Below are 24999 nucleotides of genomic sequence, written 5' to 3' on the forward strand. Positions count from 1 at the left end.
CCTAGATAAAAACACTCCTTCGCATGGAATAATCCGTAAGCTCGTCCTTAAACCCATTGAACACCTCTTCGTCCCTATATTTTCCTCCCAATAGCGAACTAAAGGCATAAACACTTTTGCGTAAAATAGCGGCTTGTTGCAAATTGATTTTCTTATTTGACACCTCCCGTATGCTATTCCGTAATCCTTTCTCCATGTGATATTCTAACGTATTCTGATGTAAATTAGGTCGAACACCCTCATGAACCATAACGTAAGCCGCCCTGTCGTAGATACCCCTTTCGATGAGATAGGAAACCCATAAATTTTTCAGATCCACTTGACCGTTTTCGCTTATTTTGATAATGGATTCCATTTGCGCGGCCAGTATAGCGTCCAGATTCGTGCTGGATTTTAGATATGCCTGCGTTTTGGCAGAAAGCGGAATACTGGTTTCACTTTTTGAATAGCATGAGTGTAGGTAAACTTTCCCCTCTTTTTTCTCAAAATAAAATCCTCTGGCATTAAACAGCCTTATGTAGTCGATGGGCGATTTTTCGAGAGGTAAGTTGAACTGTTCGGCCATTTTGAGATATGCCTTTAAACTATGGGTTTCGAACTGTTTTTGGAATCCGGGGTTCATAGAACCAAAAAGTTCGGGTAGCATTAAGGGAAGAAAGAACGAAGTCGCGCTTAAATCCGTTCCCCTACCTTTTTCAGCTCCCGTAAGCATATCGAGTACTTTTACGTTCTGATTGATACTGCCGGTGGATATATAGGTTTTGCTCTCCTTTGGAATATGGTAATCCCCTATTGCAAAAGGAAGTGACCCGACATTGGAATTGCCAAAAGAAACTTTACCATCAGCATATTTGAGCCCTAGACCCTGTAACAGATAAAATTGGAGACTTTTATTTTCGGGGGCGTTGAATACATCCGTCTCCAACACTTTTTTGAATAAAAAGACCCTGTCTTCCAAGGTCTTGGCCTCTTTCCTTGATTCGATTCCGTGAAGTTCCCTTCGTGTGTCCTGAAATTCGATTTTTAGTACGTTCAATAGATTTTTGTCGCCATCCTTTCCTATATAATGGTTGAGGAAAGAATAGCGCTCGGAGCTTGCGATATAGGAAAGCAAGTCTTTCAGGTTTTTTGTCATCACAAATTCCGATAAAAGCCTTTTGCTTTTATTCGAATTCAAATAGGATTCATAAAAAGCATTTTTTATCAATTTTCGGATTTCGAGCAAAAATTGCTTTCCGTTTTGGTCCAAAGAAGTAGTGCCCGCCATAGAGCTCTGCAATCTGGGATGATGGATAAAGTCCATTTTGGAACTGACTTCGAAGCAGGTAAAGACATAACCTGATTTGTCATAAATGACCAATTCCTTTACTGACCTGTTCTTATCATGCAACAGCTCGCAATCAATGTTTTGATATGATTTCAGGACATCCGGTAGGTCTTCCTGCCGTATGGTCTTGAACAGTTTAAACGTGATACTCAACTGCTTTTCCAACCGTTTTCGGTGCATCGTCAATAACTTCGTTTTCGAATTCTTTTCGAAAATCTCCGCTAGCTTAGGTCCGCTCAATTTTGGATGCACGGTTGAACCGTTAATGAATTGGGTCTTGTATTTTTTTTGGTTGTCGATTCCATAGGCCACCCCCACCCTTCCGCTTTCATGTACCATCGTATTTACTACAATATGGTAGGGATTTGCCAAACGCTTTATCTCGGCGAAACTGCGCACCTTGTGTTTTTGGAGCAGTCCGTTCAGTACATCCTGCATATAGAATTTCGTTCCATGGGCATCATCGGGCCTGAACTGCAATTCCGGAAATCGATATACTGGAAGGTCCCGGTGCTGTTTTCGTCGTGACGGCGGTGACGGGGATAGGCCATAAAGTTTTTCAAGATAGGTCTGCGTGGCCATGGTCCTTCGGTAGCTATTGTACATACTGATAAGGGATGCGGATTCGGTGACCAGAGTCGAAACGATATGAATGTGTTCGTGTTTGGTATCGTCATGGCGAACGATACAGTAGGGTTGGTTTCCAAAACCCATTTGCTCCATATAGTCCTTGCCCAGTTCGTAAAAAGTTGAATCGTTTAAATGCTCCCCATGGGGCAAGTTGATGGTTATATGTACATACCTGTTCTCGGTAGCATGTCGCTGTCCTTGAAAATGCAAAAGGTTCGTAAAAAATTTTGGCGATAAATTGAATTCGGAACAGGTATTGGGATAGCCCAAAATGACGCTCCCTTCTTTGTCGAAAACATAGTTCAATACCCCATGCACCGTTTCCCGAAACAATATCTTGGTGATCATTTTTCGAGCTTTTCGTTCAATAGTTCCATAATCTGCATCAACAGATTGTTCGCTTTCTTGATTTCGGCTTCCAATTTGGCAGATGGAGTCCTTAAATTTTTGGAGCGTGCCACCGTGGTCAATTGGTTGATATTAACGCCTATCTTGTTAATCTGATAGACCAGGTTGGCAGATAGATCGGGTAGTTTTCTTTCGTCGGCCACCTCTTTGTTTAGGATTAGTCTTCTCAAAAACGGTCCCGTAACACCACGTTTTCCAAAATCCAGGTCATAGGAGGCCAATATCTTCTTGACCATACCCAGTTCCTTATCATTGAAGCGCAACATGATATCATGCTTCCTCTTGTTCTTGCCCAAAGGTTTTCTACCGGTTTTTCGTTCCATTCGGTAACGCTTTTATAGCTTTTCAAACATTTTCACTTCGCAAGAAGTAGTAGTTTTAAGTTACTTAAAGCATAACTTGCAAAATTCTTCGAATTTTAATATAAGCTATTATTTCCGGTAGTTTAGCGGTAAATCGATAAGCGTAATGATTATTGGATAAGATACATTGATGTTGCATTGTTTAAAGATGAAAACACATTCTGAATTTTATTCAGGAGCGAAGTTTTATAAATCTGCTGGATAAAATTTTGGCTGTTTCAACATTCTGCAATCCCAAAACCGCATATTTCTAACATGGGATACAAATAATCGTGTGCGGGCCGAAAAAGGGTATGGAACCTTTTTGTTCCATGGGCTTTTGCGTGGTTCCGAGGGGGTCAAGGGGCCGATAGGCTTCCTTGGCTTCCACAGGAACCTTGGAATTACATAAAAACCACAATTTCGCAACTTCCTTATCAGAAGAACAATTCATGTTGTATCGAATAGGAAAAACTCCCCATCTTAATAATCCGAAATCGGCTCATTAAAATGGGTTTCGGTAATTGAGATTTGGTTAGTCATCTTATTCGATCCTGAGAAAAAATAACTTTCATTAAACCATATCAATTTGGTTCCTGTACCGATTTGATTCCATGTGGTTTTATATGGTTTTATACCGAAAAATAATTTCTAAATACTTGCATATTAGTATTTTATATTTCTATATTCATCATTAATTATATACTTATTTAGGTATGTAATTCATTGATTACGGCCTTCATCAATGCATTATTTATTTAAGCAATGAACGAAACAATTAACGAATTATGGAAACAAAAATCATTAGTGTAGTCGGCGAAAAAGGGGGTATCGGAAAGACGACCCTGAACATTATCCTTGCCTCCAACCTTTTTTATGGCAAGAACAAGAATGTGGTATTGCTGGATGCCGACAATCCCCAATACTCCATTTACAACAAAAGACAGCGGGAATTGGAATCGCTGGACGAAGAAGAAAGGCAGTCCATGGAACTTTATCCCATAGAACCGGTAACCGTTACTAACCTACAAGATGCCATAATGAAGCACTATGGCATTGTGGACTACATCATTCTTGATCTTCCCGGTAGCTTGAACGTCGAAATGGTCAAAGGTCTTTTATATGTGGAGCATGTCTTCATACCCTTCGACCATGATGAACTGGAAATCGATAGCACTTCCCACTTCTATTTTACCTTAAAAAACAACTTTTTGGATAAAGAGGAGCGGGTACTGAAAAGCATCCATTTATTTTTCAATAAATACAAGTTGGTCAAAAAGAACAAGTTTGCCATGCTACGCCAACAATTTCTAGAAGCGAATATTCCAATGATGGACAGTGTGGTCAAGGACAAGACCATTTACAAGGAACGCTACCGAAACACCCTCTACCCCATTCCAGACAATAAGGAAATGGGTGAGAAGGACATCAAACATTTCTTTCAAGAAATTACACAATTAACGCAATAATCGCCACTACCATGAAGAGACAGAAAAAAATTGACACGCTTGGCCTTATCCAAAAGATGACCGAGAAAAACAAGGCAACTGTTGATGTTCTGGAAGGATTGAAAAATGAACGCTCTTCGGGCAAAGCCGCCCATGAAGACAAACAACATTTTAAGCCAAAATGCGTTAGCAAAAAGGACGAAAAGGCGACCAGTAGTGATTTCAAGTCAAAAAAGTTTGAAAACGCACCGCAAGGGAATGGATACGCGGTCCAAAAGTTCGAACAGTTCCTAAAAGCCGAAAACTATAGGGACAAAAAGGAATCGTTCGTACTCTCCCTTAGCAGGGATTGCATGGCCAAATATGAGAAATTGGCGCGCGGCGCATCCTACAAATTGGATATTAAGACACACCGAAATGACCTGATGCGAAAGGTCTTGGAAGATTTTATACATCAAAAGTTCAGGAAGTTACTGAACCTTATCGAACAGGAATAGAAAACAAGAATGAGTAATTATTGGTACATATTGATTGGTTTGGCCTTTATCTATTACGGATATGTTGCCCGGGTATTGCTCAACAAAAAAAGAACTTCAAAGAAAAAAGATTCAGAAAAACTTGCTTATTTGCATATTAATAATAAATTTGTAGATAAATCAAATAATGAACAGACCGATTTAGGGGCTGTACTCGACCAGATAGACGAGGTGGAAGACACTTCAAAACTTCTGGAAGCCTTTAAAGAGGGTTCATTGGATGATGATTCAAATTCCTTAACTCGCAAAAAGCATGAAAAGCTCAAAATTATCCGCAACAAGGATATGGCGGAAAAAGACCCGCCGGATTCCGAAAAATGAACCCTTTCTTCTCATTTTAATCCTGATTTGCATTCCACTTTGCTCCCATGGGCAATTTGAACAACTCTTACAGGAAGCACAGGATTTCAAGAACGACTCCAAGACCCTTTCCCGGGAGATCGTTGACATTATCAAGATTATCGCCGGTGTCGCCATTGCGATAACAGGGCTTGCCTATCTGTACATACGCGATCAGCAGACTGACCTTGCCAATAAGTTGGGAAAGGCCGTCATTGGTATCGCCATCTTTTTTGCCCTGATCGCCATCGGCGAGGAAATTGCCAACATCTAAATTTCCCGTCGTATGGAGAATCATTATATCCCTATCAAAAAGGGACTGCAAAAAGATGTCCTATATAAAGGGCTGAAGGCAAAGTACATCATATATTGTCTGTATTTGGCACTAACGGCCATACTATTAGGGCTGGTACTTTCCACTTTCATTCCGATGGTCTATGCCTTGCTCTTGATGGCCATCGATATCGCAGTCGTCTTCCTTGTCCTGCTGTTCTATTCCCGTACCTATGGGGCCAATGGTTTTGTCAAAAAACTGGCGGATTCCCAACGGCCCAATGCCATCAAAGTTTCCAATCCCTTCAAAAGCCTGTTGCTATGGAAAAACAATTAGCACTTTGGGATGCTTTCCCCATATACGGGTATGAAAGGCAATCCCTGATTGCCAAGGAAAAGGGATGCGTTACGATTCCCCTACAATTGGAGCTTCCCGAAGTATTCACTTTGGATGCCTCGGAATACGGAATCCTTCAGGAACTGTTTTTCAACATTATTGCAGTCTTGGGACCTGACCGATTGGTTCATAGACAGGATTTTTTCCTTCAGGAAAATTATCGCCCCATCAGGGAGCGTCTGCATGGAGATTTTTTGGAACGGGCCAATGAACATCATTTTGAAGGCCGCCCTTATCTGATTGGAAGCCACTACTTATATATAAGTATCGTACCCAAAAACTATATCAAGTACAGCTCCAAACGGGCGAATAGTTTCTTAGGAAAGAACAGGGATTTCTACCTAAACCAAACCGTTCCCAACGAATTTATCGATACAGACGTGTTGGCCGATTTCGAGAATCAGGTTGCGAACGTCAACAACTTGATCAATGCGACCGGACTTGTTAAATCCAGAATCTTAGGTTACGAAGAGCTGTTTTCCGTAAACGGGCTCTATGCCAAATATTTCGGGCTTTCCGAAAAAAATTCAAATTTGAGGGATGTTAGTTTTGATGGAAACTCCATCAACATCGGAAACAAACAGGGTCAATTTTTCACGCTTGAAAATTTGGATCAGTTTACCAAAGACCATATCGGCACCTACGAACTATACGGTAAGTTCACCACCCGGCACAATCGCTTCCCCATTGGCAACCTCTTCTCGTTGGGTTTTAAAGTGTCCCATGAACATATCATAAACCAATACATCTATATACCAAACCAAGAAAAGGTTCTTACCAGCCTCCGAAAAAAGGCTAAAAGCTTTCAGCGTTTCAGCTCGGGCAAGAAAGATGATAGTAATACCATTTATGCCAATCAAATTTATGAATACACCAAAGACGTTCTTGAAAGCCACAGGGAAACAGTCTTTTATCATCTGAACGTTTTCGGATTTGAAGAAGGGAAAGACCGTCAAAGACAAATGGAAAACACCATTGCATCGGCTTTCAAGAAATTGAAAATAAATGCGAAACAAAATACTATAGACCGGAAGAACTTGTTTTTTGCGGGGGTGCCTGGAAACGGCATTGGCATTTCATCCGATATGTATTTGCCCGTGCCCAGCGATATGGCCTCCGCCCTACTCTACTTTGAGGGCAGTTATAAAGATTCCGTGAAATCGCCCGATGGATTGCGGTTGGTAGACCGCATTTCAGGACAGCCACTATCCGTAAGCATTTATCGAGAACCCGAAGAAAAAGATTGGATTTTCAACCGTGGTATGCTGGTCGCCTCCGGTTCGGGTGGTGGCAAGTCTTACTATGTAAACCACTACATCGCCTCCGAGCTACGGCAGGGTGGTGATGCAGTCATCATGGAGGACGGGAACTCCTACGATAAACTGACCGAGGCATTCGGCGGGGTCATTTTGCAGCACGATGATATAAAGCCCTTTACCTTCAATCCTTTCTTATTGGACAAGTACGATTTCATTGAATCTTCCGGCAAAGAAAAGGCTTTGACTGAAGGTAAGCTGTTACATCTAGTATCTCTATTAAAACTTATTACAGGGAATAAAAACAAGGGCAATGGTCTAGAGGTCACAAATTCCGTTCTCGAACTTTTGGTTTCACGCTACTATGAAACCATGTGGGAAAACGACGACCAAGACTTTAAGTTTGATACCTTTTTTGGATACTGCAAGCAGCAAGTCGTGGCTTTGACAAAGGCCAAGAAAATCCCAAAGGAAAAGTTCGACCCCCATGTTTTTCTCTTCCTACTGGAAAAATACCGTTCCTGTGGTCCAAGGGGGGATTTGCTGAACAAAAAGGACGATAGGATTACAGGGCTTAGCGAAGAAAAGGTGGTATACTTCAAATTGGGAAAACTGATTGATAACGACCTACTTTTTCCGATAACTGCTTTGATGATTATGGACATCTTCAATAAGAAGATGCACGACCCATCAAAGCTATCCATCAACAAAATCATAGCGGTCGATGAGGCTTGGAAAGCTTTGATTACCCCAGAACTGGAACCGTATTTCAATGGTCAATCCAGAATGGCAAGAAAATTTGGCGGTCAACCCATTTTTATATCCCAAAAAGTAAGCGATTTCATTTCCTCGGAAATTATCAAAAATGCAATCGTAGTCAATTCGCACATTAAAGTGTTTTTGGACATGAGGGATTTTGCGCAATCCTTCGATAACATTCAGGCCATCATGGGGTTGGGCGAAAAACAGAAACAACTCATCCTATCCATCAACAAAGACCTACCAAAAGACAAAAAACTAAGGGAGGTCGCCTTTTGTTGGATGGACAAGGTAAAGGTGTACGGAGTGGAAACTTCGCTGGAAGAGAAATGTATCTACGAAACCAATCCTTCCGAAAGTGCGAAAATCATCGATTTGCACAAAAAGAACCGTAAAAATTGGGAGCTGACCGCAAAGGCATACGCCTTTGAAGTTTCCCTTAAAAACTTGAAAACATGAAAAGAGCACTATTGCACCTATCTGTACTATTGCCGATGGCAATGATGGGCCAGATTCCGGTAACCGATGCCGCCACCAATGCCAGCGTTGGTATGGTGAATAGCCAACTGATGAACATCAACATACAGTTAAAAGCCGTGAACAAGAATTTGGCACGGCTGATCAATCTGATGGAAAAGAACAACAACGAGACCTCCAAATCGAGAAAAATCTTAAAGGAAGAACTCGATGCCAAAAAGACCTCGCCCGATTATGTTATGAAATCGACGGATGTAAACATGACAATAGATTTAAAGGAAAAAATCCTTGAAGCTTATAGAAGCTCTAAAAATAGCATTCAAAAATGGAAACATCTAGAGCAAGACGAAATTCAGGAGTTTGCGGGTTACACAGCCAATGCGATTGTGGAGGCCAAAAACCTGTTCAAACAATGCAATGGGATTATCAAAACCAAATCCATCATCCTTCCTGAAGAACGTCTTAAGAAAGTTAGCGGCATCAACTCAAAACTTGAACAGCTTCTAGACGGTTTGATTGCCTACAATAACAAACTCTCACAGATCAATGCTTTTCGGGAGGCCAAGTTATCCTTGATAAACATGAACAAAGAATAAGAAAAGTAAAATGCAGATCACGGAAAAGGGAATACGCGAAACGGTCAATGAAATGTTCGACCAGTACATCGCCGATGCGTTCGAGGCGACCGATGCGATTGTTGATATCGGCCAGCAGTTCGCCTATATCGGTATCGCCCTGCTTGCGTTAAAGGTTTTCGTAAACTCCCGAACAAGGGCGGTTTTTTTGGAATACCTAAAATGGGTTCCCTTGGCCGCTTTATTGCTCAATTACAAGGTAGTCACAATGACCATCCTTGAATTCTATCAAGGAATCGGCAACTCGTTCAAAGCCAATGATGTCTCTTGGGACGTGTTGCAAATGAAGGTCTTGGTGACCCAAGTCAAATCCTCTTCCGACTATGCGTGGTCGTGGGTATTACTGAGTGCCGACCCCGAAGCTTTTCAGGCGTTCGTTCTAAGTTCTATTACCTCCGTGGTGGTTATGATTGCATCGGTCATATCAGCTGTGGTATTCATAGGTATTAAGGCTATGTCGGTCATCTATCTGTTCGTTCTTATCATTTTCGGCCCATTGAACATTGGACTTTCATTCATTCCCATATTCGGTGGTATGTGGAAGGCATGGCTACAAAAGTTTATGAGCGTTTGCCTCTGGATTCCTATGCTCTACCTCATTGACAATTTCATGTTGAACATTTTGGACAAACTCATTAGCTCGATACTTCAGGGGGAACAAGCCGATTTAGGGCTGGTTCTCACAAGCGGACTTTTGATTTTCATGAACGTTTTTATGTACCTCAAGGCACCAGTATTGTCCAATTTCATTGTTCAGGGCATGAACGTAAGTGCGGGGCATTTAAAGGATCAGACAAAACACTATACCAAAAAGGCGGCCCAAACTGCGGTCGATGTGAAGACGGGAGGGGCTACAAAGGGAGTAAGAACATTGATACAGTGAACGCCTTACCGATGAATATGGATTTTAAACGATGGCACAAAAACAGATGAACGATACTTATCACATTTTCAACGATTTAAACAAGGTCCGTACCAATAGCAACAAGGTACTTTATTTATCTTTAGCTCTTACGCTGGGTTGCACTTTGTTCAATATTTACTTTGGGTATAAGACGAACGAAAGTGCAAAAAACCGTTTTTATTTGCTTGATAACGGACAGAAATTAGCCGCCGTGCGCATCGACAATCCCCAACGAGCGCTCGATATTTTGTGCGAAGGGCATATAAAAAATTTCCACGAACTGTTCTTTTCGTTAGAACCCGATCTACGATTTATAAAACGGAACATAGAGGGCAAGGCACTCTATATGGTAGACCATTCCGGCAAGCGGCTTTACAATCGCCTGCTGGACCAAAATTATTATGAGGATGTCGCAAAGAGCGACTACTCCATTGAAGTGGAGCAAGATTCGGTATGGATTGATTACTCCGCTTATCCATTTGCCTTTCGGTTTATGGGAAAACAAAAAATACGCAAGAATGAAAGGACGGAATATCGAAATCTAGTGACCAGTGGTTTTCTTTTGGAGACCAAATCGACACCGAATAACCTGAACGGGCTAAAGATTATTCGATTCCACGTTTTGGAAAACAATGATTTGCAATGAAACTTGACCGCGAAACTTTTAATACATGGATTAGACAGCACAAATTATTTGCGCTATCGGCTCCCGTCGTAGTTCTCCTGACGATATATTTCTTGGTTAACAGTCTGGGTTCGTTCGGACAGGAAACCAAGCCATTAGCCAAGGATGATGGTTACAATAGCCACCTACCCGGACAGGAAAACGAACTTGAAGTACAGGATCCCAATGAGCTTTACAAAAAGTCAAAGCAGGATTCCTTGGAGCGGTCTCGTTCTACTGGAACCTTAGAAAATATTGTTGATGCCAGACGAAAGAATGATTCTTTGGAACTGGTTCTGGAAGAGTTGAACGCATTTTCGTTCGATGATAGTTCATCGACAAGTTCGACTGAAATTATACCTCCGTCGGAAAAAGAATCGATTACCTCAAAAACTGAACTTCTAGAAAAACTGGAATATCGAAAGATGATATTGGAAGCCCGTGATGAAAGGCTTTCAAGAAGTCAAGATTATTCCGCACCCTATGTGGAATCCTCAAACAAACCTATTGTTAGTTCAATTTCCATTGACGCGGCTATCTATCGTGACCAATTTATCCTGCCCGGCAATCGGGTCACGCTCATCTTGAGGGAAGATGTAGACTACAACGGCAAATTATTGCCCAAGAATACCTTCGTATATGCAAAATCCAACCTACAGGGCGCACGGGTGTTGTTGGAAGTAACCAACATTGATAATATAAAAATACCATTAACGGCCGTTGACCAAGAGGATGGCATGATAGGATTACACAACGAACGCGCAGGCGAACTCATCAGTGAGTTTACTGCCGATGTTCAAGGCCAGGGCATCAATGAATTATCGGAAACCGTCGGTGAACTCTCGGAAACTCCTATGGCCAGAAATCTTATACGCTCTTTCGGCAATTTTTTCCAGAAGAAAAAATACAGGCAACAAGACAAGATTCTACTAGTCAACGGCGACCGTGTTTATTTGGTACCCAAAACCTGAACGAATGGCAAGAAAACTTCTTTTCATATCCACATTTTTTTTCGTTTCCGCATGTGTTGCACAGAAATGTAGCGATACTCTGGAGGTTGCCAGAAATTACAAGACCATTTTAATATTTCCTGAAAACATTTCAGAAAGCATTATCGGAAACGACTTCGGATTCATAGCTGATTTGCCCAAGGCCGAAGGGAGCAAATTCCATGGAAGAATTTTAAAACTATACTACGATGAGCTGGCCCCCGAAGAAAAAAACTTTACGAACCATACCGTAATAACGGAATCGGGACTGGTCTATGATTTCATTTTGAAACTGACCACACGGCCAAAACAATTCACTTGGTACATCAAGCCCGAAATGGCCATTACCAACATTGACGGGGTAAAAAGAAGTGCACAATCTATGGATAGCTCTTCCGAGGTCAGTGTAACTCAAAATAAGCCTAAAGAAGTAGTGCCCGAACCATTGACTACAACATCTAAGGAACCTACGAACAATTCTATTGATAGGGCGACCAAGGAACTTTATGAAAAAGATCCGATGGAATATTACCGGCTTCGATGCTATTACATGCAGTTCGATAAGGCCAAGATCAGTCGCTATTTTGCAAGATTGGACAATGTATTCCTTTGGCTTAAAGGGGTCTATTTTAATGAAGATGAACTCTATTTTCAATTTCGTATCGAGAATAAGGAAGGTCTGGATTTGGATATTAACTTCATTAAGCACCACATAGCCACGAGTTATAGGAATAGTAGCAGCAACCAGCGAATGGAGCTTATCCCTGTTTTTACTTATAAACAGCCCAAAACGGTGGCAGGAAAGAGCGAAAATCACTTCGTGATTGTCTTTAAAAAATTTGCCTTAGATGAGAAGAAAGAGGTTGTCGTAGAACTGGACGAGGAATCAGGAAACAGAAATCTTTCCCTAAAAGTCGGGCATGAAATCATCAACAATCCTATACACTTTTGAAAATGAAAAAGCTAATTCCCATACTACTTTTAATGGTCAGTCCAATTATTTACGGACAGGAAGGCAATTATGCCTCATCCATTGGAATCAGTAGTGGCTATGCCGAGGATGGTTTTGGCATTATGGCCACCTATAATTACCACTTGAACCGCAGTCGCTATGCCCAGCTCAGTGTTTTTGCGGCAGTGGCCGAAGATAAAGGTTCGTTTACCATACCCTATAACATATTCACCGTACAGCCCGGCTATTTTTTCAAAGTACTGGAACAAAGAACCTATAAAAGCTATGCTTTGAACCTTGGTGGCGGAGCCATAATAGGATACGAAGTCATCAACAATGGCAACAGTCTTTTGGAAACCGGTGCTATTATTGACGCGAATAGCAAGTTCATCTACGGTGTATATGTAGGTCTTGAAGGGGAACTGACCCTTAGCAACGATTTTTCCCTTTTGGTTAAGGCCAACGAGTATTATCATGCCAATAGTGATGTAGGGAACTTTTATCCCTATGCTGGGATAGGGCTACGCTATTTTCTTTTTTAAACCAACCGAAAATGAAAAAATCACACTCATCCACTAAGAAGATACTAGGTATTCTCTCCCTTTTTTCGGTAATAATCCTAGCCTGTAGTAAGGATTTTGAGGAAGTCATTATGGACGATTTCGATTTCAGTTTCTCGGAAGAGCATCCCGAAGAGAGTTTCCTATTTGAAAAAGTGCGAACCAACTTCTCCCTTATACCGGAAAAGGAAATTACGACGGTTGATTATTTTATGAATTTCACTTTTGAAAATGGGAAAGGTTACTTCCTTTCCATGGAAGGCGATACATTGAACGAACGGGATACGTTAAAGATAACCGACCGAAACTGGGCGTATAATTATGTGGCCGTCGATACCGGTTCCCAAAAGGTCAGGTTCACGGCGTGGGATTCGAATTCCAGAAAAAAGGAGCTTGAGTTGCTTTACGATGCCAAGTACGCCAGCTTTAGTTTTTTGCTGAACAAAGGGTTCAACGAATTTATCGTCAACTCCAAAAATCCCGTAAATGTTACTTTGCTCCGGGACAAGGATACGGAAGACCCCAATGGTAAAAAAGATTTTGAAATCACCTATCAAATCGAAAACGGAAGCGGTAAACTGTATTTGGGAGAACAAGTTTTCGATGCCGGTAAGCCTTTCCGTTTGTCAAAAGGAATTTCCGAAATGGAATATCTGCCCGAAACGTTGGGTGGGCACAAACTTATAGTATCGGCCACAGCTCCCGATGGTGCAACCTTGACCGAAGAATTGCTCCTTGTTGTTTTGAATCTTGGCTTTACGATCAACACTACCGCCGCATCGACTCAAGTGGAACTCGATACCAACTTGGCAATTGCGGTAGACCTCACTACCCAGGATGAAGAATCCGATGTGGAATACGAAATCACGCATTCTTTTTCTCCCGCCAGCGAAGGTGGCGGAACGGTCAGGGACCATAATGGCGGGGTCATGGAAGCGGGTCAGTACAGAAAAATCGTTCCCAGCTCCTATAACTACACCTTTACCAGTACAGAACTCGGCAATCGCAAAATTTATTTCGATATCCGTGATTCCAATGGACAGACGAAGAGGGACAGTGTTGAAATCGAAGTAGCGAACATACCCTTCACGTTTTCAGGTAACTCCGAAAGTAACTCGGAATTTATCAATGAGCGAACCCAGTTCAACTTCAACATCAAATCCCACGGGAATACGGAAAACATCGATTATAACATTTCCTATGAAATTTTAGAGGGTAACGGGAGGTTGACAGGCATCAATGGAAACAATCTTCAAAACACAACGGAATATCCGGTAGAATTGGGCAACTTCTCGTTGTTCTATTTTCCTGAAAGTTTAGGCTCACATCAGGTTTCATTCATTGCAACTGATAATTATGGACAAGAGGTTGGGCCTGTAATCATCGATCTGGAGACGAAACAGAATGATTTTACGGTCAGCATAACCCCTTCGAAGACATCGGAATTCGCAAATATTCCCGTAAATGTAATCATCGATATTGACGAGATACCGGAAGGTACCAATGATACTTATGAGGCGTTTTATTCATCGGGTAAAAACAGCTCGCTGAGGATTAACGGAACCGAATATGGTCCAGGGGAAAAATTTTTTCTGACCCCCAACAATAACAATGTGGTCTATACAGGTAGCGAAGCAGGACAGCATGATATTGTATTGAGCGTGGAGTCAGGGGCCAATGTCACCCATACGGCCAACACCGCTATTACTTATAACCAGATTGATTTCCTATTTACGGGCGGCACCCAAAAGTCCGATATCTCGGTCGGTGAGACTTCCTCCTTGAACTTCAATATTTCAGAAAGTGTAGGTTCTTCTGATTATACGATGCGATTTAGTCTAAGCGGAAATGCCTTTATCAAGAATGAAAATGGCGTTGAAGTAAGCGCCGGTAATATTTATGATGTTCCTAAAGGAAATTTCAATTGGAGTTTGAAGGGTACTGATGAAAGTAACATTCGCTTGACTTTTTATGTCCAAAACAATACAGGGCTTGAAAAGACAGCGAGTATATCCATTGCCGTATCTCCAAAAAACTACAACTTTACTGCCAACGCAACGCAATCAGAGGCATTTACGAACGAAGCTGTTGATATCAACTTTAACATTTCGGAGTTGAGTATCGGCGGGGACACTTATGTCATGTATTTCTCATCGGGAAACAGTAACGGGAGATTCGAATATCTGGGTACCGATTATGCCGCTGGGGAAAGTTTTTCTGTCCCGATTGGTTCTTTTCAAGGAAAGTATACCGGTATTTCAGAATCAAACCACAATATTGAATTTACCGTCCGTTCCGCTTCGGATGTGGAAAAAACCGCGGATGTCAACATTCAGTACGATAAATACGAAGAATTCTTCGACTTCAATGTAAGCCAATCCTCGGAGGATAAATATGAAGACCAGCCCTTTTCAATGACTGTGGTTACCAATGCAACATCTGGCCATGATACCGATACAACTTATGAAATGACCTTTACGTTCACGGGTGCAAGTGCCGGTTATATCATTTATAAAGGCAGAACATATCGCGAAGGGGAAAACATTCCTCTTGATTACGGTTCTACTCCTATGCAGTTCTATCCAGAGACAGATGAAAACTTTACCATTGATTTTAGGGTAGAAAATTCAACGGGCATTTCTCAAACAGCTAGCGAATCGATTACCATGTTCAAACTACCGAAAGTTGCTGCGAAAGGCGAAAAAAGAAATATAAGTTGTGGTGGTCTGAACGGTTGCGATTATCAAGTAAGGATATTTACCTGTTTTGACACAAACTGCAGCGAAGCATACAACGGTGCCACGTTGCAGCAGGTTGAAATACGAATTTACAACCGGTTTGACAGACGATGGGATACCAAACTTTTCAACTATAACGATGCACAGGGCACAGGGGTCGATCGCATATTTTTATTGGAAGAAGAGCCAAGTGAAGGTAAGCTAAGGTATCTCGATCAAAGATATGAAGTGCGGGTTCAAGATAGCAATGGGGAATGGAGCGATGTTGAAAAGAGTACTGTTCAAAGAGTATAACAGCACCTAAAAAATAGAGAGTTATTTTTTTGAATATGTAATAGTCATTATATACTCCTGACCATCGAAACTGTCGTCGGATTCTACCTTTAACCTATTTTTGGTCAATTCGATTATTCTGAAAAGACCCCTATTTTCGAAATTGATTGTGGAATTGTTTTCTGTAAGTGTCCAAAAATCCTCTTCAACAATTGAAAATGGACTATTATCATCGCAGGCCAAATTATTTTCGGTAACGTTAAATTCAGGTTTACCAGATGGACCATCCTCCGTGAAAGTCGTAATATTGTCTTTAGCACATTGGGGCAACTCCTGGGTATTGAACAAATCAATATTGGAGGTGTTGTCGCCATTGAAATCCACTGCCCTATCGGTCATTATAGCTGTATATTCCCATTGTCCTAACAAGGCCTTTCCCCTATCCGAAATTGAAACCGAATCGTCATCCTTATTGCAGGAAAGCAAAATCGCAAAGGAGAGATAAAATATGAATAGATACGATTTTGTCATGTTTAGCAATCTCTAAAAGGATTAAAGTTATCAACCTCTATTCTAAAAACAAAAAATTGATTCAATAATTGTCCGTTGGCAAGATAAATGCAAGGAGGGCCATTTTGCCCGACTTGCTTTTATGTGCGGTTTTGAGGATGTTGAAAAGCTGTAGCGGTAGAGACGACCGGATGCGGACCAGCTTTGCGTGCCCGCGCGGGAAGTCTTGTAGGTAACGGCTTTTCAACTTCCGCAGGGGCTTGGTAATCTATAAATAATGTACATTGGTAAGCTCTTGGCCAATCATTAATTAATAATTTATTTCATTTATCCCACCAATGGCGGTTTATCCAAAATAAATGGTTATTTGGTAAATCTACGTCAAGTCGCTTTGTTAAGTGCATTTGCTAACGCTCCAAAAACCGGAGGAAAGTAGGAAATGGAAGGAGAGTAAAGTCATAAGTAACCGGAAGCTAAATCGACCTTTAACTAGACCTGTGACCTAGATCCAGCAAAGCCAAAAACTCTCTAAAGTTTCAAATCAGAATTCTTACCTGTGTACTTGTTACTAGAATCAGATTTATTGATATTATTGGGATACCTCTTGGCTTCATCAAGACTCTTTTTTTTGGCTTTAGCTTCATCAAAATATTGGAGCATACCTGCTAACATTGCATCTTTTCCAATTTTTTTTTGATTAGCACTTTTGAACATGGGCTGGGTGATTTTCAGTTCCTTAGCCAATTCATAGCCGAGGTTGAATGACTCTAAATAATCCCTATCTACTTTTAAATTTTCTCCCATGTTTAAAAAGTTTCGCGTACGTTTTCTTCAATGTATTCATTGATAGAGTCTCGATCATATAATATGATTTTCCTTTGGGGTTGAGAGAATCTAATTTTTCCTTCATCCCTAAGTTTTTGCAAAGTTGTGGTTGACTTTATTTTAAGATGGAACATTGCCTCTTCGCCGTCAATCCATTTTTCTGGCTTGTCTTTTCTTTTTTGCTCCAAATGCTCAACTACTTTTTCAAATAGAGCATAAAAGGCTTCTTCTTGTAGGCAGACAACTTGCATAAAATACAATTATTAAGGGTATAAGGTATCTGAATATTTGGATTATATTGAAACCTTTCGACAAAATGTAAGAATAATGGATGTTTTTAAAAGTTAACGACTTTTTCCAATGCATCGTCAGTTTCTTTATGCATAAAATTCGACTGGTAATTCACCGTAGTGGTAATGGATGAATGTCGATACAACTTTTGAAGCATATGAAGCGGAATCTTATCACCAGAAATATTTCCAAAGCTATGGCGTGCAATATGCATGGACAATTTCTTATCAATTCCCAGTTTTTCAGCAACAAGTTCTAAACGTCGATTGAGATTGCGAGTAATTGTTTTGATCCGAATGGCGAGCTTCTTTTCATTTTTGAAGTCACTCTCATCAAGATATGGAAAAATAAAATCATCATTGTTTTTCCTAGAGGCAGCATACTCATCTAGAATCTTTTTTGCTTTATCTGGAATAACAAGCGATTGCAATTTTTGATTCTTGCCCATTCTATAATAAAGACGACCATTTTTAAAATCGCGCCATTTCAACTTGATAACATCTGCGACACGTACGCCTGCGAAATAAAAACTTATAAGCCATGTATTAACAGCATGTTGCTGTGCTGGGGTAATGCCGGATACTGTTTCCAATAGCTGTACCTCCGCCTTGTTCAACCCTATTTTTTCAGATTCCGGGAATTTTATTTGAATTTTACCTTTGCCAAATGGATAATTGCTATCATCAACATGATATTCTTTTCTCGCTAAATTATAAATGGTACGAACAAGCATTAGATAGTTTATTGCGGTTCTTGGTGCAACTTTCCTTTCATATAACAAGTAAGTTTCGAACCGCTTTAACAAAGTGAAATCCAAATCGGAAAAAGAAAGTTCCTTTCGTCCCAAAAATGATTTAAAAATATCCAACCTCTTTTCCTGATTGTACTTTTGATTGAATTTTTTTCTTTTTAAGAGATTGGATAGAAAAAGCTCGCTAGCTTGAAAAAAATCCATTTTGGACTTTCCAATAATTTTTTTCTTTATCTTTTTGACTGAATCATCACCATTTTCGTTTTCACTTGCTACCAGCTTATCATTAGCCTCCGACAATTTTTTTGTCAGTAGATTGTTCAATCGATTTGAATTTGGGTGAGATTTCTTAATCCTACTGTATTTTGCGTCCCAAAACTTTTCATCGATGTATTGACCGGTATACAGAAAAGTGGATTTTCTATCTTTAGTTACACGAATTGCTAGGGGATATAACCCTGACGTGTTCGCCTTCTTTCTTAAAACTGCCCGTATTGTTGCCATAGCCCCTACTCTTTACTTGATAAAGATATGAAATTTAGGTACAACATAGGTACAACATTTAGTGTTTTTTCATGGATTTTTACGGTTTTTACGAACACACCTTTGTTCGTAATTTATTCATAAACAACTTATTATCAAGCCATATAAGACCATATCGATACAAATGACCCAGAATTCATAACCCGGAGGCCGAGGGTTCAAGTCCCTCTCTCGCTACAAAAAACCCAAGATGTATTCTTGGGTTTTTTATTGCAATCTATCCTATTCTAGCATTGAACTGTATTTTCCTTTTGATATTCACTTGGTGTTAAACCTGTGGCGTTTTTAAATATCCTATTGAAAGTAGATTTACTATTAAATCCACAATCCAGTCCAATAGAAGATAAGGTTTGACCTTTATAACTTGAATCTCTAAGTCTTTGCTTTACCTCCTCCACTCGGTAATGGTTGATAAAATCATAAAAGTTTTTACCAATATGTTCATTTAACAAATAGGATAACTGATTAGCAGAAATTTGCAGATGTTCTGATAAATTACCTAGACTAAGGTCGTGACTTAAATACAATTTATTTTTATCCATTAAATCCTTTAATTCTTGTATTTTCTCATTTTCCTCATTACTCAGGGTAACTATAGTGGTTGGCAAAACCGGTTTCTCAACTAGTTCCACTTTCTTTGATTTAAATGGTCTAATAAAATAAATTACACATGTCACCAATAATAAGCTCAGTCCAGCAAATAGATACCAGAGCGATGTGATGGAGTTTCCGTTCCCTTTCTGAACATTAATGATAAAGGGTACGGAATTTTTGTGCCATTTTCCGGGAGAATTCCCTACTTCTAGCTTAAAATGATAACTACCAACCTCTAAATCGGCATACCGCGCTTCTGGCTGCTCTCCTGAAGTATATTTCCAATCCGTATCCACGCCCTCTAATCTGTAACGAAACAAATTTCTATTAGGCGAGGTATATGAAGTAGTTGCTAATTTTAATTCAAATCGATTCTTACCGTTAGGTAATTCTACAGTAGTACCAAAATCCAGTGGTTCGGACAGCACCAAATCGTTATCTGTTTGCCCACCAATGCGTACCTCTTTACCATCGATCCATAATTCAGAAATAAGTGGTGTAACTACAGTAGTGTCCAATATAAAATCTTTAGGGTCAAAATGATTGATTCCCGCGGTACCACCAAAGAACAATCGACCATCTTTGGTTTTCCATTGGGCGTTTTTCCGAAATTTCCCTTTTAGTACACCATCATAGGTAGTATAGTTACTACTTCTTTGCATCAGTGAATCGATAACTGAAAAACCGGTATTTGTAGCCACCCATAACTTACCGTAATCATCTTCCAAAATTGCATTGACCTCATTGTCCAAGAGCGCGTTTTTATCCGTAAAATGCTTAAAGGAAATTCTATTTTCAGCATGCTCCACCACCAAGTTCAACCCACCACCAGAGGTACCCACCCATAGATGACCCCGTGCATCCTGAAAGAGGACAAATACCTCATCATTACTCAAAGAATTTGGGTTAGAGGGGTCATGAACAAATCTTTCAATTGCTACTTTTCCATTCTCTTGGGAAAGCAAGCCAAGACCACCGCGATTGCTTCCAATCCATATTCTATGTTGCTCATCTTCCAATAGTGTATACACATCCCATCCATTAGCAGTAGTATTCTCCCCAAAGTTCTCGAAACTGGGAGTGATGGAATCTTTCTCCACAAAGCGTGATATACCTTTTGCCGTTCCCAGCCAAATTTGTCCTTTAGAATCTTCCAATACCGTTCTAACGGAGGCGGAAGCTATACTGGTACTATCCTTAATTTTAGGCGTAAAACGATATTTTTGACCGGTCTTGGTATTCCATAAAAACGTTCCCTGCGCCATGGTGCCAATCCAAACCCTCCCCTTTCTGTCTTTATGTATAAAGGTAATGTAAGCATTGTTTAAGGGTTTAAAAACGGAATCGGTAAACTTTAAACGATTTATCTTTGGGGTTTCATTGGCGTTATCCAAGCGCATGGTATTTATTCCATCATCTCTAGTTCCCAACCAAAAAACACCCTTTTCATCTTGATATATTGCCTGAATAAAATTACTGCCTAGACTTTGCTCATTGTTGGGGTCTTGAACAATCCGTTGAAACCTATTCCTACTAGGATCAAAATAATCGAGACCTTCTTGGGTGCCAACCCAAATTACATCTTCCTCGTCTATGAACACATCATAAACATCATTGCTGCTAATAGAAGTGTTTTTATATGGATCAGCAACAAACGTTGTCAAAACGCCTGTCTTTCGTGAATAGTTGACCAATCCACCGCTGTAACTGCCAAAAAAAAGTTCACCTGATCCATTTTCTGCAATGGCATTCATAGGTTTCCCTTCAAACACTTCCAAAAAACGTTCGCGTTCAGATTGGTACCTATAAATCTTACTTCCTTTTGTAACCCAGACTTCACCATATTCATTGGTATAAAGTTCATCCAAAGCATAAGCATTAAAATCAGGTAAACCGTAATTACTAATTACTTTTTGTGTGGAAGAATCAAATTTTAATATACCCTTATCCGTTGCTATCCATAATTGTTTATTTAGACCTAAGGCCAAGGACACCACCCGATACCCGGGAAGTATTTCTTGTAGCGTTAGACTTTTGGTATCTATGATGTAGTTATGTGTTTCCGTAGATGCCCAGACGGTCTTTTCACCATCCGAAAATAATTGTAGAATATTCTTTCCCTCCAGTTCTTTTGCTAACCGATCAGTTTGCACAACAGCTAAACTTTGTACATCCAGAACAGAGAGACCGCTTACGGTGCCCACCCAAAGTTTTCCTTTGGTGGCTGCCATGGAAAAAATCCGGTTATCGACAATCGTTGTACTGTCATTTGGTATATGCTTAAATTGTTTAAAACGATAACCATCAAAGCGGTTGAGGCCATTTTGGGTGCCAAACCATAAAAAACCACGACTGTCCTTCACTATTTTTCTAACCTCATTATGGGAAAGCCCATCTACGGTGGTCAGGTGTTTAAATGGGTATTCTTGCCCAAACACCTTAAATAACGTTGTCAATGAAAAAAGAAGAACAAGTGTACTATACCTCCGCATGCAAAAAAACAATTTGAGGCAATTTACACTTTCCTAAAGAACCATTTAGGATGTAACATTCAAAACCCTTAGTATGTATTTCACCAATAACCCGATCCTATTAAAACAAACCTATTCCACAACCAACCAAGTATATGAATTAGCAGGTATCTCCAAGCTTATTTTTACAGTGTAATCCCTGTTAATTTTATATTCGCTTGGCTTTCCATCTCCTATACGGATTTTGGCCGTTTGATTTAATCCGGTATAATAAAGCGGTAACTCTATTTCCCGTTCAATTTTGGTGTTCAACGGATTAAAGAACAAGGCCAAGCCTTTTTCCTTTAGTTTTGAGTTCACGTGTATAAAACCGTCCCAATCCTTGCCGGATGGTCTTCTTAAATGTATGATGTCACTGTTTAGAATATCCCGATATTTTTTGTACCAGTCGATTACTTCGATTACTACTGTCTTGGTCTCTTCCGTATCATATAATCTGGGACCTCTGTAACAGGCTTGAACGCCTGCCCCATAATTCTGTATCATATGACTTTTATAGTCCACCAAGTGCTCGTTCAATGGCTCCAATGTCGCTTCTGCACCTCCACCATGGTATTCGGTCAAGGGTACAAAGGTCCAAGACATACTGGGAATGGTTTTCCAAAGTCCATCATAAATATTCTGCCTACCTAAAATCAACTGCCTGGCCCTAGGTAAGGACCAATTCACCTCCCTATACCCTATTCCCGTTTTATTGGTTCCAGAATTAATGTAAAAATCCGGCACGTTCATATAGATGCCTTTAGCCCTCATCCATTGATAAAGCCCCTGGATTTGTTGGTATTGGTTCCACTGAGAATCTTCTAAGCCGTTGTGATGCGCATGCGTTGTAGAAGCACAAACATTACCAGGGTAAGATCCATCGTTTTCAAAGACCATCATACCAGTTTGTTCAAAGAATTTTTTTACTTTTCTGAAATACTCATAGCCCCAATTGGAGCTCAAACAGGGAGATGACCCAAATATCATCCCCCCCCGTTTTCCTGTCTTGGGGTTAATTACGTCTACATCTTCACTAATCCATCTGCTAGACAAAAGAGAATAACCCCCTAATTCAATTCCCTTGGAATTTGCATAATCCACTATTTTTTTGAATTTTTCATAATTCTGAGGTGATTCGTCCTCCATATTAAGGCCACTTCCAAAACTTAAAATAATCATTTCGTAACCTACCTCCGCACATTGGTCCACAGCTGTCTTTATCACTTCAGGGTCTGTAGAGGTAAGGTGTAAGAATATGGGGTTCTCAGTAGTCCATGGAGAGATGCTCCTGTACATCTTTCTCATGAACAGGCCTTTTCTTTCCTTATCAAAAGAATCAAAAGGGGTTTCCCAAACCCTAAAGGTTGTAAACGTCTCTTGGGGCGCAATACCCTGATCGGGACCTAAGGGCGACCGTACTTCCAGTATGGCCGGTAATTGTAACGGATAATTGGTCTGCGAGGTGTACCTTGGATCTGGCTCCCAATACGTGGTTTTATCGGAAGTCTTTTGCTGCATGGCCCCAAAAGCATAATCGGACTCTATATGAATATTGGGTTTTTCAAAATAACTAGGAATATCCACCAAGCTTTCGCCCTCTACCATAGCCAATTGCTCCAATTTGAAACGGTTTAACTGCACCATTAAATCCCCTTTATTGATTACCTCTAGCCATTTGCTAAGGGTTGGTATACCATCATACAGTACGTAGTGAACTTTTACAAACAGCTGTTCCTTTCTTAAGGTAAACACCAGTTCTTTTCCTTTGGGCATTTGCGTGTTGGAAGCCCACCTAACCTGCTTCCATTTTAAGCGGTCCTTAAGCTCCTTCACTTCAAAATCCGTTACCAAAAAAGCATTGGGGTCAACGGAGAGGTCATCTACCCAATCCATTAACGTATAGGCAAATTCTGGTTGCCCTTTCAAACCTCCTATTGGATACTCCTTACCATCTATGGTTAGAACGCCTTCGTTAGAAACACTTCTTAAAATACTCTCGCCAGTCATTTGGTTAAAGTAATCAACTGTTGCCAAGTTAGGGAACATCCTAAAACGCCTTGCAATCAAGCCGTTGGAAAGAACAATGTCCTTACCGTCTGAAGTTTTATAAACTTGGGCCTTAGCTTTTGAATCATCAATCAGCCAATCGAACTCTGGTTTTTTTAATGGTGTTGCAATGGTGGGCAGTTTTGTTATTAAGTCCCTTAAATGCTTACTTACTTTTTCATCTTGTTGTATTGCCGGGCCCGCATAATCATATGCCACAGCCATAGGCGGGATTTCGAAGTAGTCTATTTCAGGATTTAACCAAACGGCTTGGTCTCCGCTTTCACCATCGCCTGCATCACTTACTAGTAGTTCCAATATACCTCTCTTTAAAGGAACATCTACCAGTTTTGTCCGCTCACCGGACCTCACGAGACCGCTATTGTAAATTTCTTCTCCATTATTCAATATGGAAAAAATAGCGGTCCCCCTATTGATTTTTCCATCTTTGCCTTCTACCCCAACAAATTGTTTACTGCTTTTGGTTACCTTATAAAAAAGGCGTTTACCATCCGTTAATGGAATAGACGTTATATCCTGAGTATTTAAGTCAGTTTCACCATCATTGATTCCTATTTGAGCCGTAAATCTCTTTCCGTCGTTGATTTTAAATTTGATTCTTGAAGTTGAATGAACCCCTATTCCCTTTTGAAATCTTACGCCCCCAACGGACAAAGGTTGTCCCGTAATAGATTCATTCATTGCGGGAGCACTGTATGTCTGCTCTCCTTTAAAAATTTCCAATTCTTCTAGCTGAGCTATATTTTGTCCCATAATATAATTGCAAGAACATACTAGCAATGTTACTTGAACTAGTTTTGGGATTAAGTTGTAAATCATAGTTTTTTTGAAGAAATTAAAATATTGTACGATTTTAAAACAAGTCTTTTAAATTATCGACCTAAAAGCAAAAAAAAGGAGAACTGGCACACAAATAAATCGTCTCAATGATCCTTGAGACGCTTATTATAGCACTATGATACATATATTGAAAGGTAATAATCTAGCCTATAATGTGCC

21 protein-coding genes are annotated in these 24999 nt (G+C 40.3%); 13 read left to right on the top strand and 8 right to left on the bottom strand.

From position 1 onward, the window contains the following. Position 1 precedes the first annotated feature (1 nt). Together BIZ36_RS17790 and BIZ36_RS17795 are read right to left on the bottom strand one after the other, a co-directional pair. Entirely contained in the window at positions 2-2305 is a 2304-nt protein-coding gene (locus BIZ36_RS17790) for a relaxase/mobilization nuclease domain-containing protein (RefSeq protein WP_187459246.1), read from the bottom strand. Further along, positions 2302-2688, bottom strand: coding sequence for a hypothetical protein (locus BIZ36_RS17795; RefSeq protein WP_187459247.1), 387 nt, complete (start codon positions 2686-2688; stop codon positions 2302-2304). The genes BIZ36_RS17790 and BIZ36_RS17795 overlap by 4 nt, the downstream gene beginning before the upstream one ends. A gap of 806 nt (positions 2689-3494) precedes the next feature. Between BIZ36_RS17795 and BIZ36_RS17800 the strand changes: the two genes are divergently transcribed. Genes BIZ36_RS17800 through BIZ36_RS17860 form a run of 13 tightly spaced genes read left to right on the top strand, consistent with a single transcriptional unit; the run spans position 3495 to position 15927 of the window. Continuing rightward, the gene (locus tag BIZ36_RS17800) at positions 3495-4175 is read left to right on the top strand and encodes a ParA family protein (protein WP_187459248.1); all 681 of its coding nucleotides are present in this window, start codon (positions 3495-3497) and stop codon (positions 4173-4175) included. Positions 4176-4186: 11 nt separating this feature from the next. Then, positions 4187-4651 carry a hypothetical protein gene (locus BIZ36_RS17805; RefSeq protein WP_187459249.1) on the top strand — a complete coding sequence of 155 codons (465 nt, stop codon included), beginning with the start codon at positions 4187-4189 and terminating at the stop codon, positions 4649-4651. Positions 4652-4660: 9 nt separating this feature from the next. Continuing rightward, complete coding sequence (locus tag BIZ36_RS17810; protein WP_187459250.1) at positions 4661-5011, top strand: hypothetical protein; 351 nt, start codon at positions 4661-4663, stop codon at positions 5009-5011. Further along, positions 4944-5303: a TrbC/VirB2 family protein gene (locus BIZ36_RS17815; protein WP_187459251.1), complete on the top strand. Its 360-nt coding sequence runs from the start codon at positions 4944-4946 to the stop codon at positions 5301-5303. Before BIZ36_RS17810 ends, BIZ36_RS17815 begins: the two co-directional genes overlap by 68 nt. Positions 5304-5315: 12 nt before the next feature. After that, complete coding sequence (locus BIZ36_RS17820; RefSeq protein WP_187459252.1) at positions 5316-5639, top strand: DUF4133 domain-containing protein; 324 nt, start codon at positions 5316-5318, stop codon at positions 5637-5639. Next, on the top strand, positions 5624-8173 hold the full coding sequence (locus BIZ36_RS17825; RefSeq protein ID WP_187459253.1) for a TraG family conjugative transposon ATPase: 2550 nt from the start codon (positions 5624-5626) through the stop codon (positions 8171-8173). Before BIZ36_RS17820 ends, BIZ36_RS17825 begins: the two co-directional genes overlap by 16 nt. Beyond that, the gene (locus BIZ36_RS17830; RefSeq protein WP_187459254.1) at positions 8170-8787 is read left to right on the top strand and encodes a hypothetical protein; all 618 of its coding nucleotides are present in this window, start codon (positions 8170-8172) and stop codon (positions 8785-8787) included. The genes BIZ36_RS17825 and BIZ36_RS17830 overlap by 4 nt, the downstream gene beginning before the upstream one ends. A 10-nt stretch (positions 8788-8797) precedes the next feature. Then, on the top strand, positions 8798-9709 hold the full coding sequence (locus BIZ36_RS17835) for a TraJ family protein (RefSeq protein WP_187459255.1): 912 nt from the start codon (positions 8798-8800) through the stop codon (positions 9707-9709). Positions 9710-9740: 31 nt separating this feature from the next. Beyond that, positions 9741-10376: a hypothetical protein gene (locus BIZ36_RS17840; protein ID WP_187459256.1), complete on the top strand. Its 636-nt coding sequence runs from the start codon at positions 9741-9743 to the stop codon at positions 10374-10376. Further along, entirely contained in the window at positions 10373-11365 is a 993-nt protein-coding gene (traM, locus tag BIZ36_RS17845; RefSeq protein WP_187459257.1) for a conjugative transposon protein TraM, read from the top strand. The genes BIZ36_RS17840 and traM overlap by 4 nt, the downstream gene beginning before the upstream one ends. 4 nt (positions 11366-11369) lie before the next feature. Further along, positions 11370-12335, top strand: a complete 966-nt coding sequence (locus BIZ36_RS17850; RefSeq protein WP_187459258.1) for a DUF4138 domain-containing protein — start codon at positions 11370-11372, stop codon at positions 12333-12335. Between the two features lie 2 nt (positions 12336-12337). Continuing rightward, a complete protein-coding gene (locus BIZ36_RS17855) occupies positions 12338-12877 on the top strand; it encodes a conjugal transfer protein TraO (RefSeq protein WP_187459259.1) in 540 nt (179 codons plus the stop codon). A gap of 11 nt (positions 12878-12888) precedes the next feature. After that, positions 12889-15927, top strand: coding sequence for a TraQ conjugal transfer family protein (locus BIZ36_RS17860; RefSeq protein ID WP_187459260.1), 3039 nt, complete (start codon positions 12889-12891; stop codon positions 15925-15927). A gap of 21 nt (positions 15928-15948) precedes the next feature. Here BIZ36_RS17860 and BIZ36_RS17865 read toward each other — a convergent pair whose 3' ends face one another. From BIZ36_RS17865 to BIZ36_RS17890, 6 genes are all read right to left on the bottom strand, one after another. Next, complete coding sequence (locus tag BIZ36_RS17865; protein WP_187459261.1) at positions 15949-16437, bottom strand: lipocalin family protein; 489 nt, start codon at positions 16435-16437, stop codon at positions 15949-15951. A 507-nt stretch (positions 16438-16944) separates the two neighbouring features. Continuing rightward, complete coding sequence (locus BIZ36_RS17870) at positions 16945-17220, bottom strand: hypothetical protein (RefSeq protein WP_187459262.1); 276 nt, start codon at positions 17218-17220, stop codon at positions 16945-16947. Between the two features lie 2 nt (positions 17221-17222). Then, positions 17223-17492: a helix-turn-helix domain-containing protein gene (locus BIZ36_RS17875; RefSeq protein ID WP_187459263.1), complete on the bottom strand. Its 270-nt coding sequence runs from the start codon at positions 17490-17492 to the stop codon at positions 17223-17225. Between the two features lie 86 nt (positions 17493-17578). Further along, the gene (locus BIZ36_RS17880) at positions 17579-18787 is read right to left on the bottom strand and encodes a site-specific integrase (protein ID WP_187459264.1); all 1209 of its coding nucleotides are present in this window, start codon (positions 18785-18787) and stop codon (positions 17579-17581) included. 266 nt (positions 18788-19053) lie between these two features. After that, entirely contained in the window at positions 19054-21912 is a 2859-nt protein-coding gene (locus tag BIZ36_RS17885; RefSeq protein WP_187459265.1) for a ligand-binding sensor domain-containing protein, read from the bottom strand. 111 nt (positions 21913-22023) lie between these two features. Then, positions 22024-24753, bottom strand: coding sequence for an NPCBM/NEW2 domain-containing protein (locus BIZ36_RS17890; RefSeq protein WP_286174946.1), 2730 nt, complete (start codon positions 24751-24753; stop codon positions 22024-22026). Positions 24754-24999 lie beyond the last annotated feature (246 nt).

The sequence above is a fragment of the Cytophaga sp. FL35 genome, from assembly GCF_014349235.1.
Classification (GTDB): domain Bacteria; phylum Bacteroidota; class Bacteroidia; order Flavobacteriales; family Flavobacteriaceae; genus Euzebyella.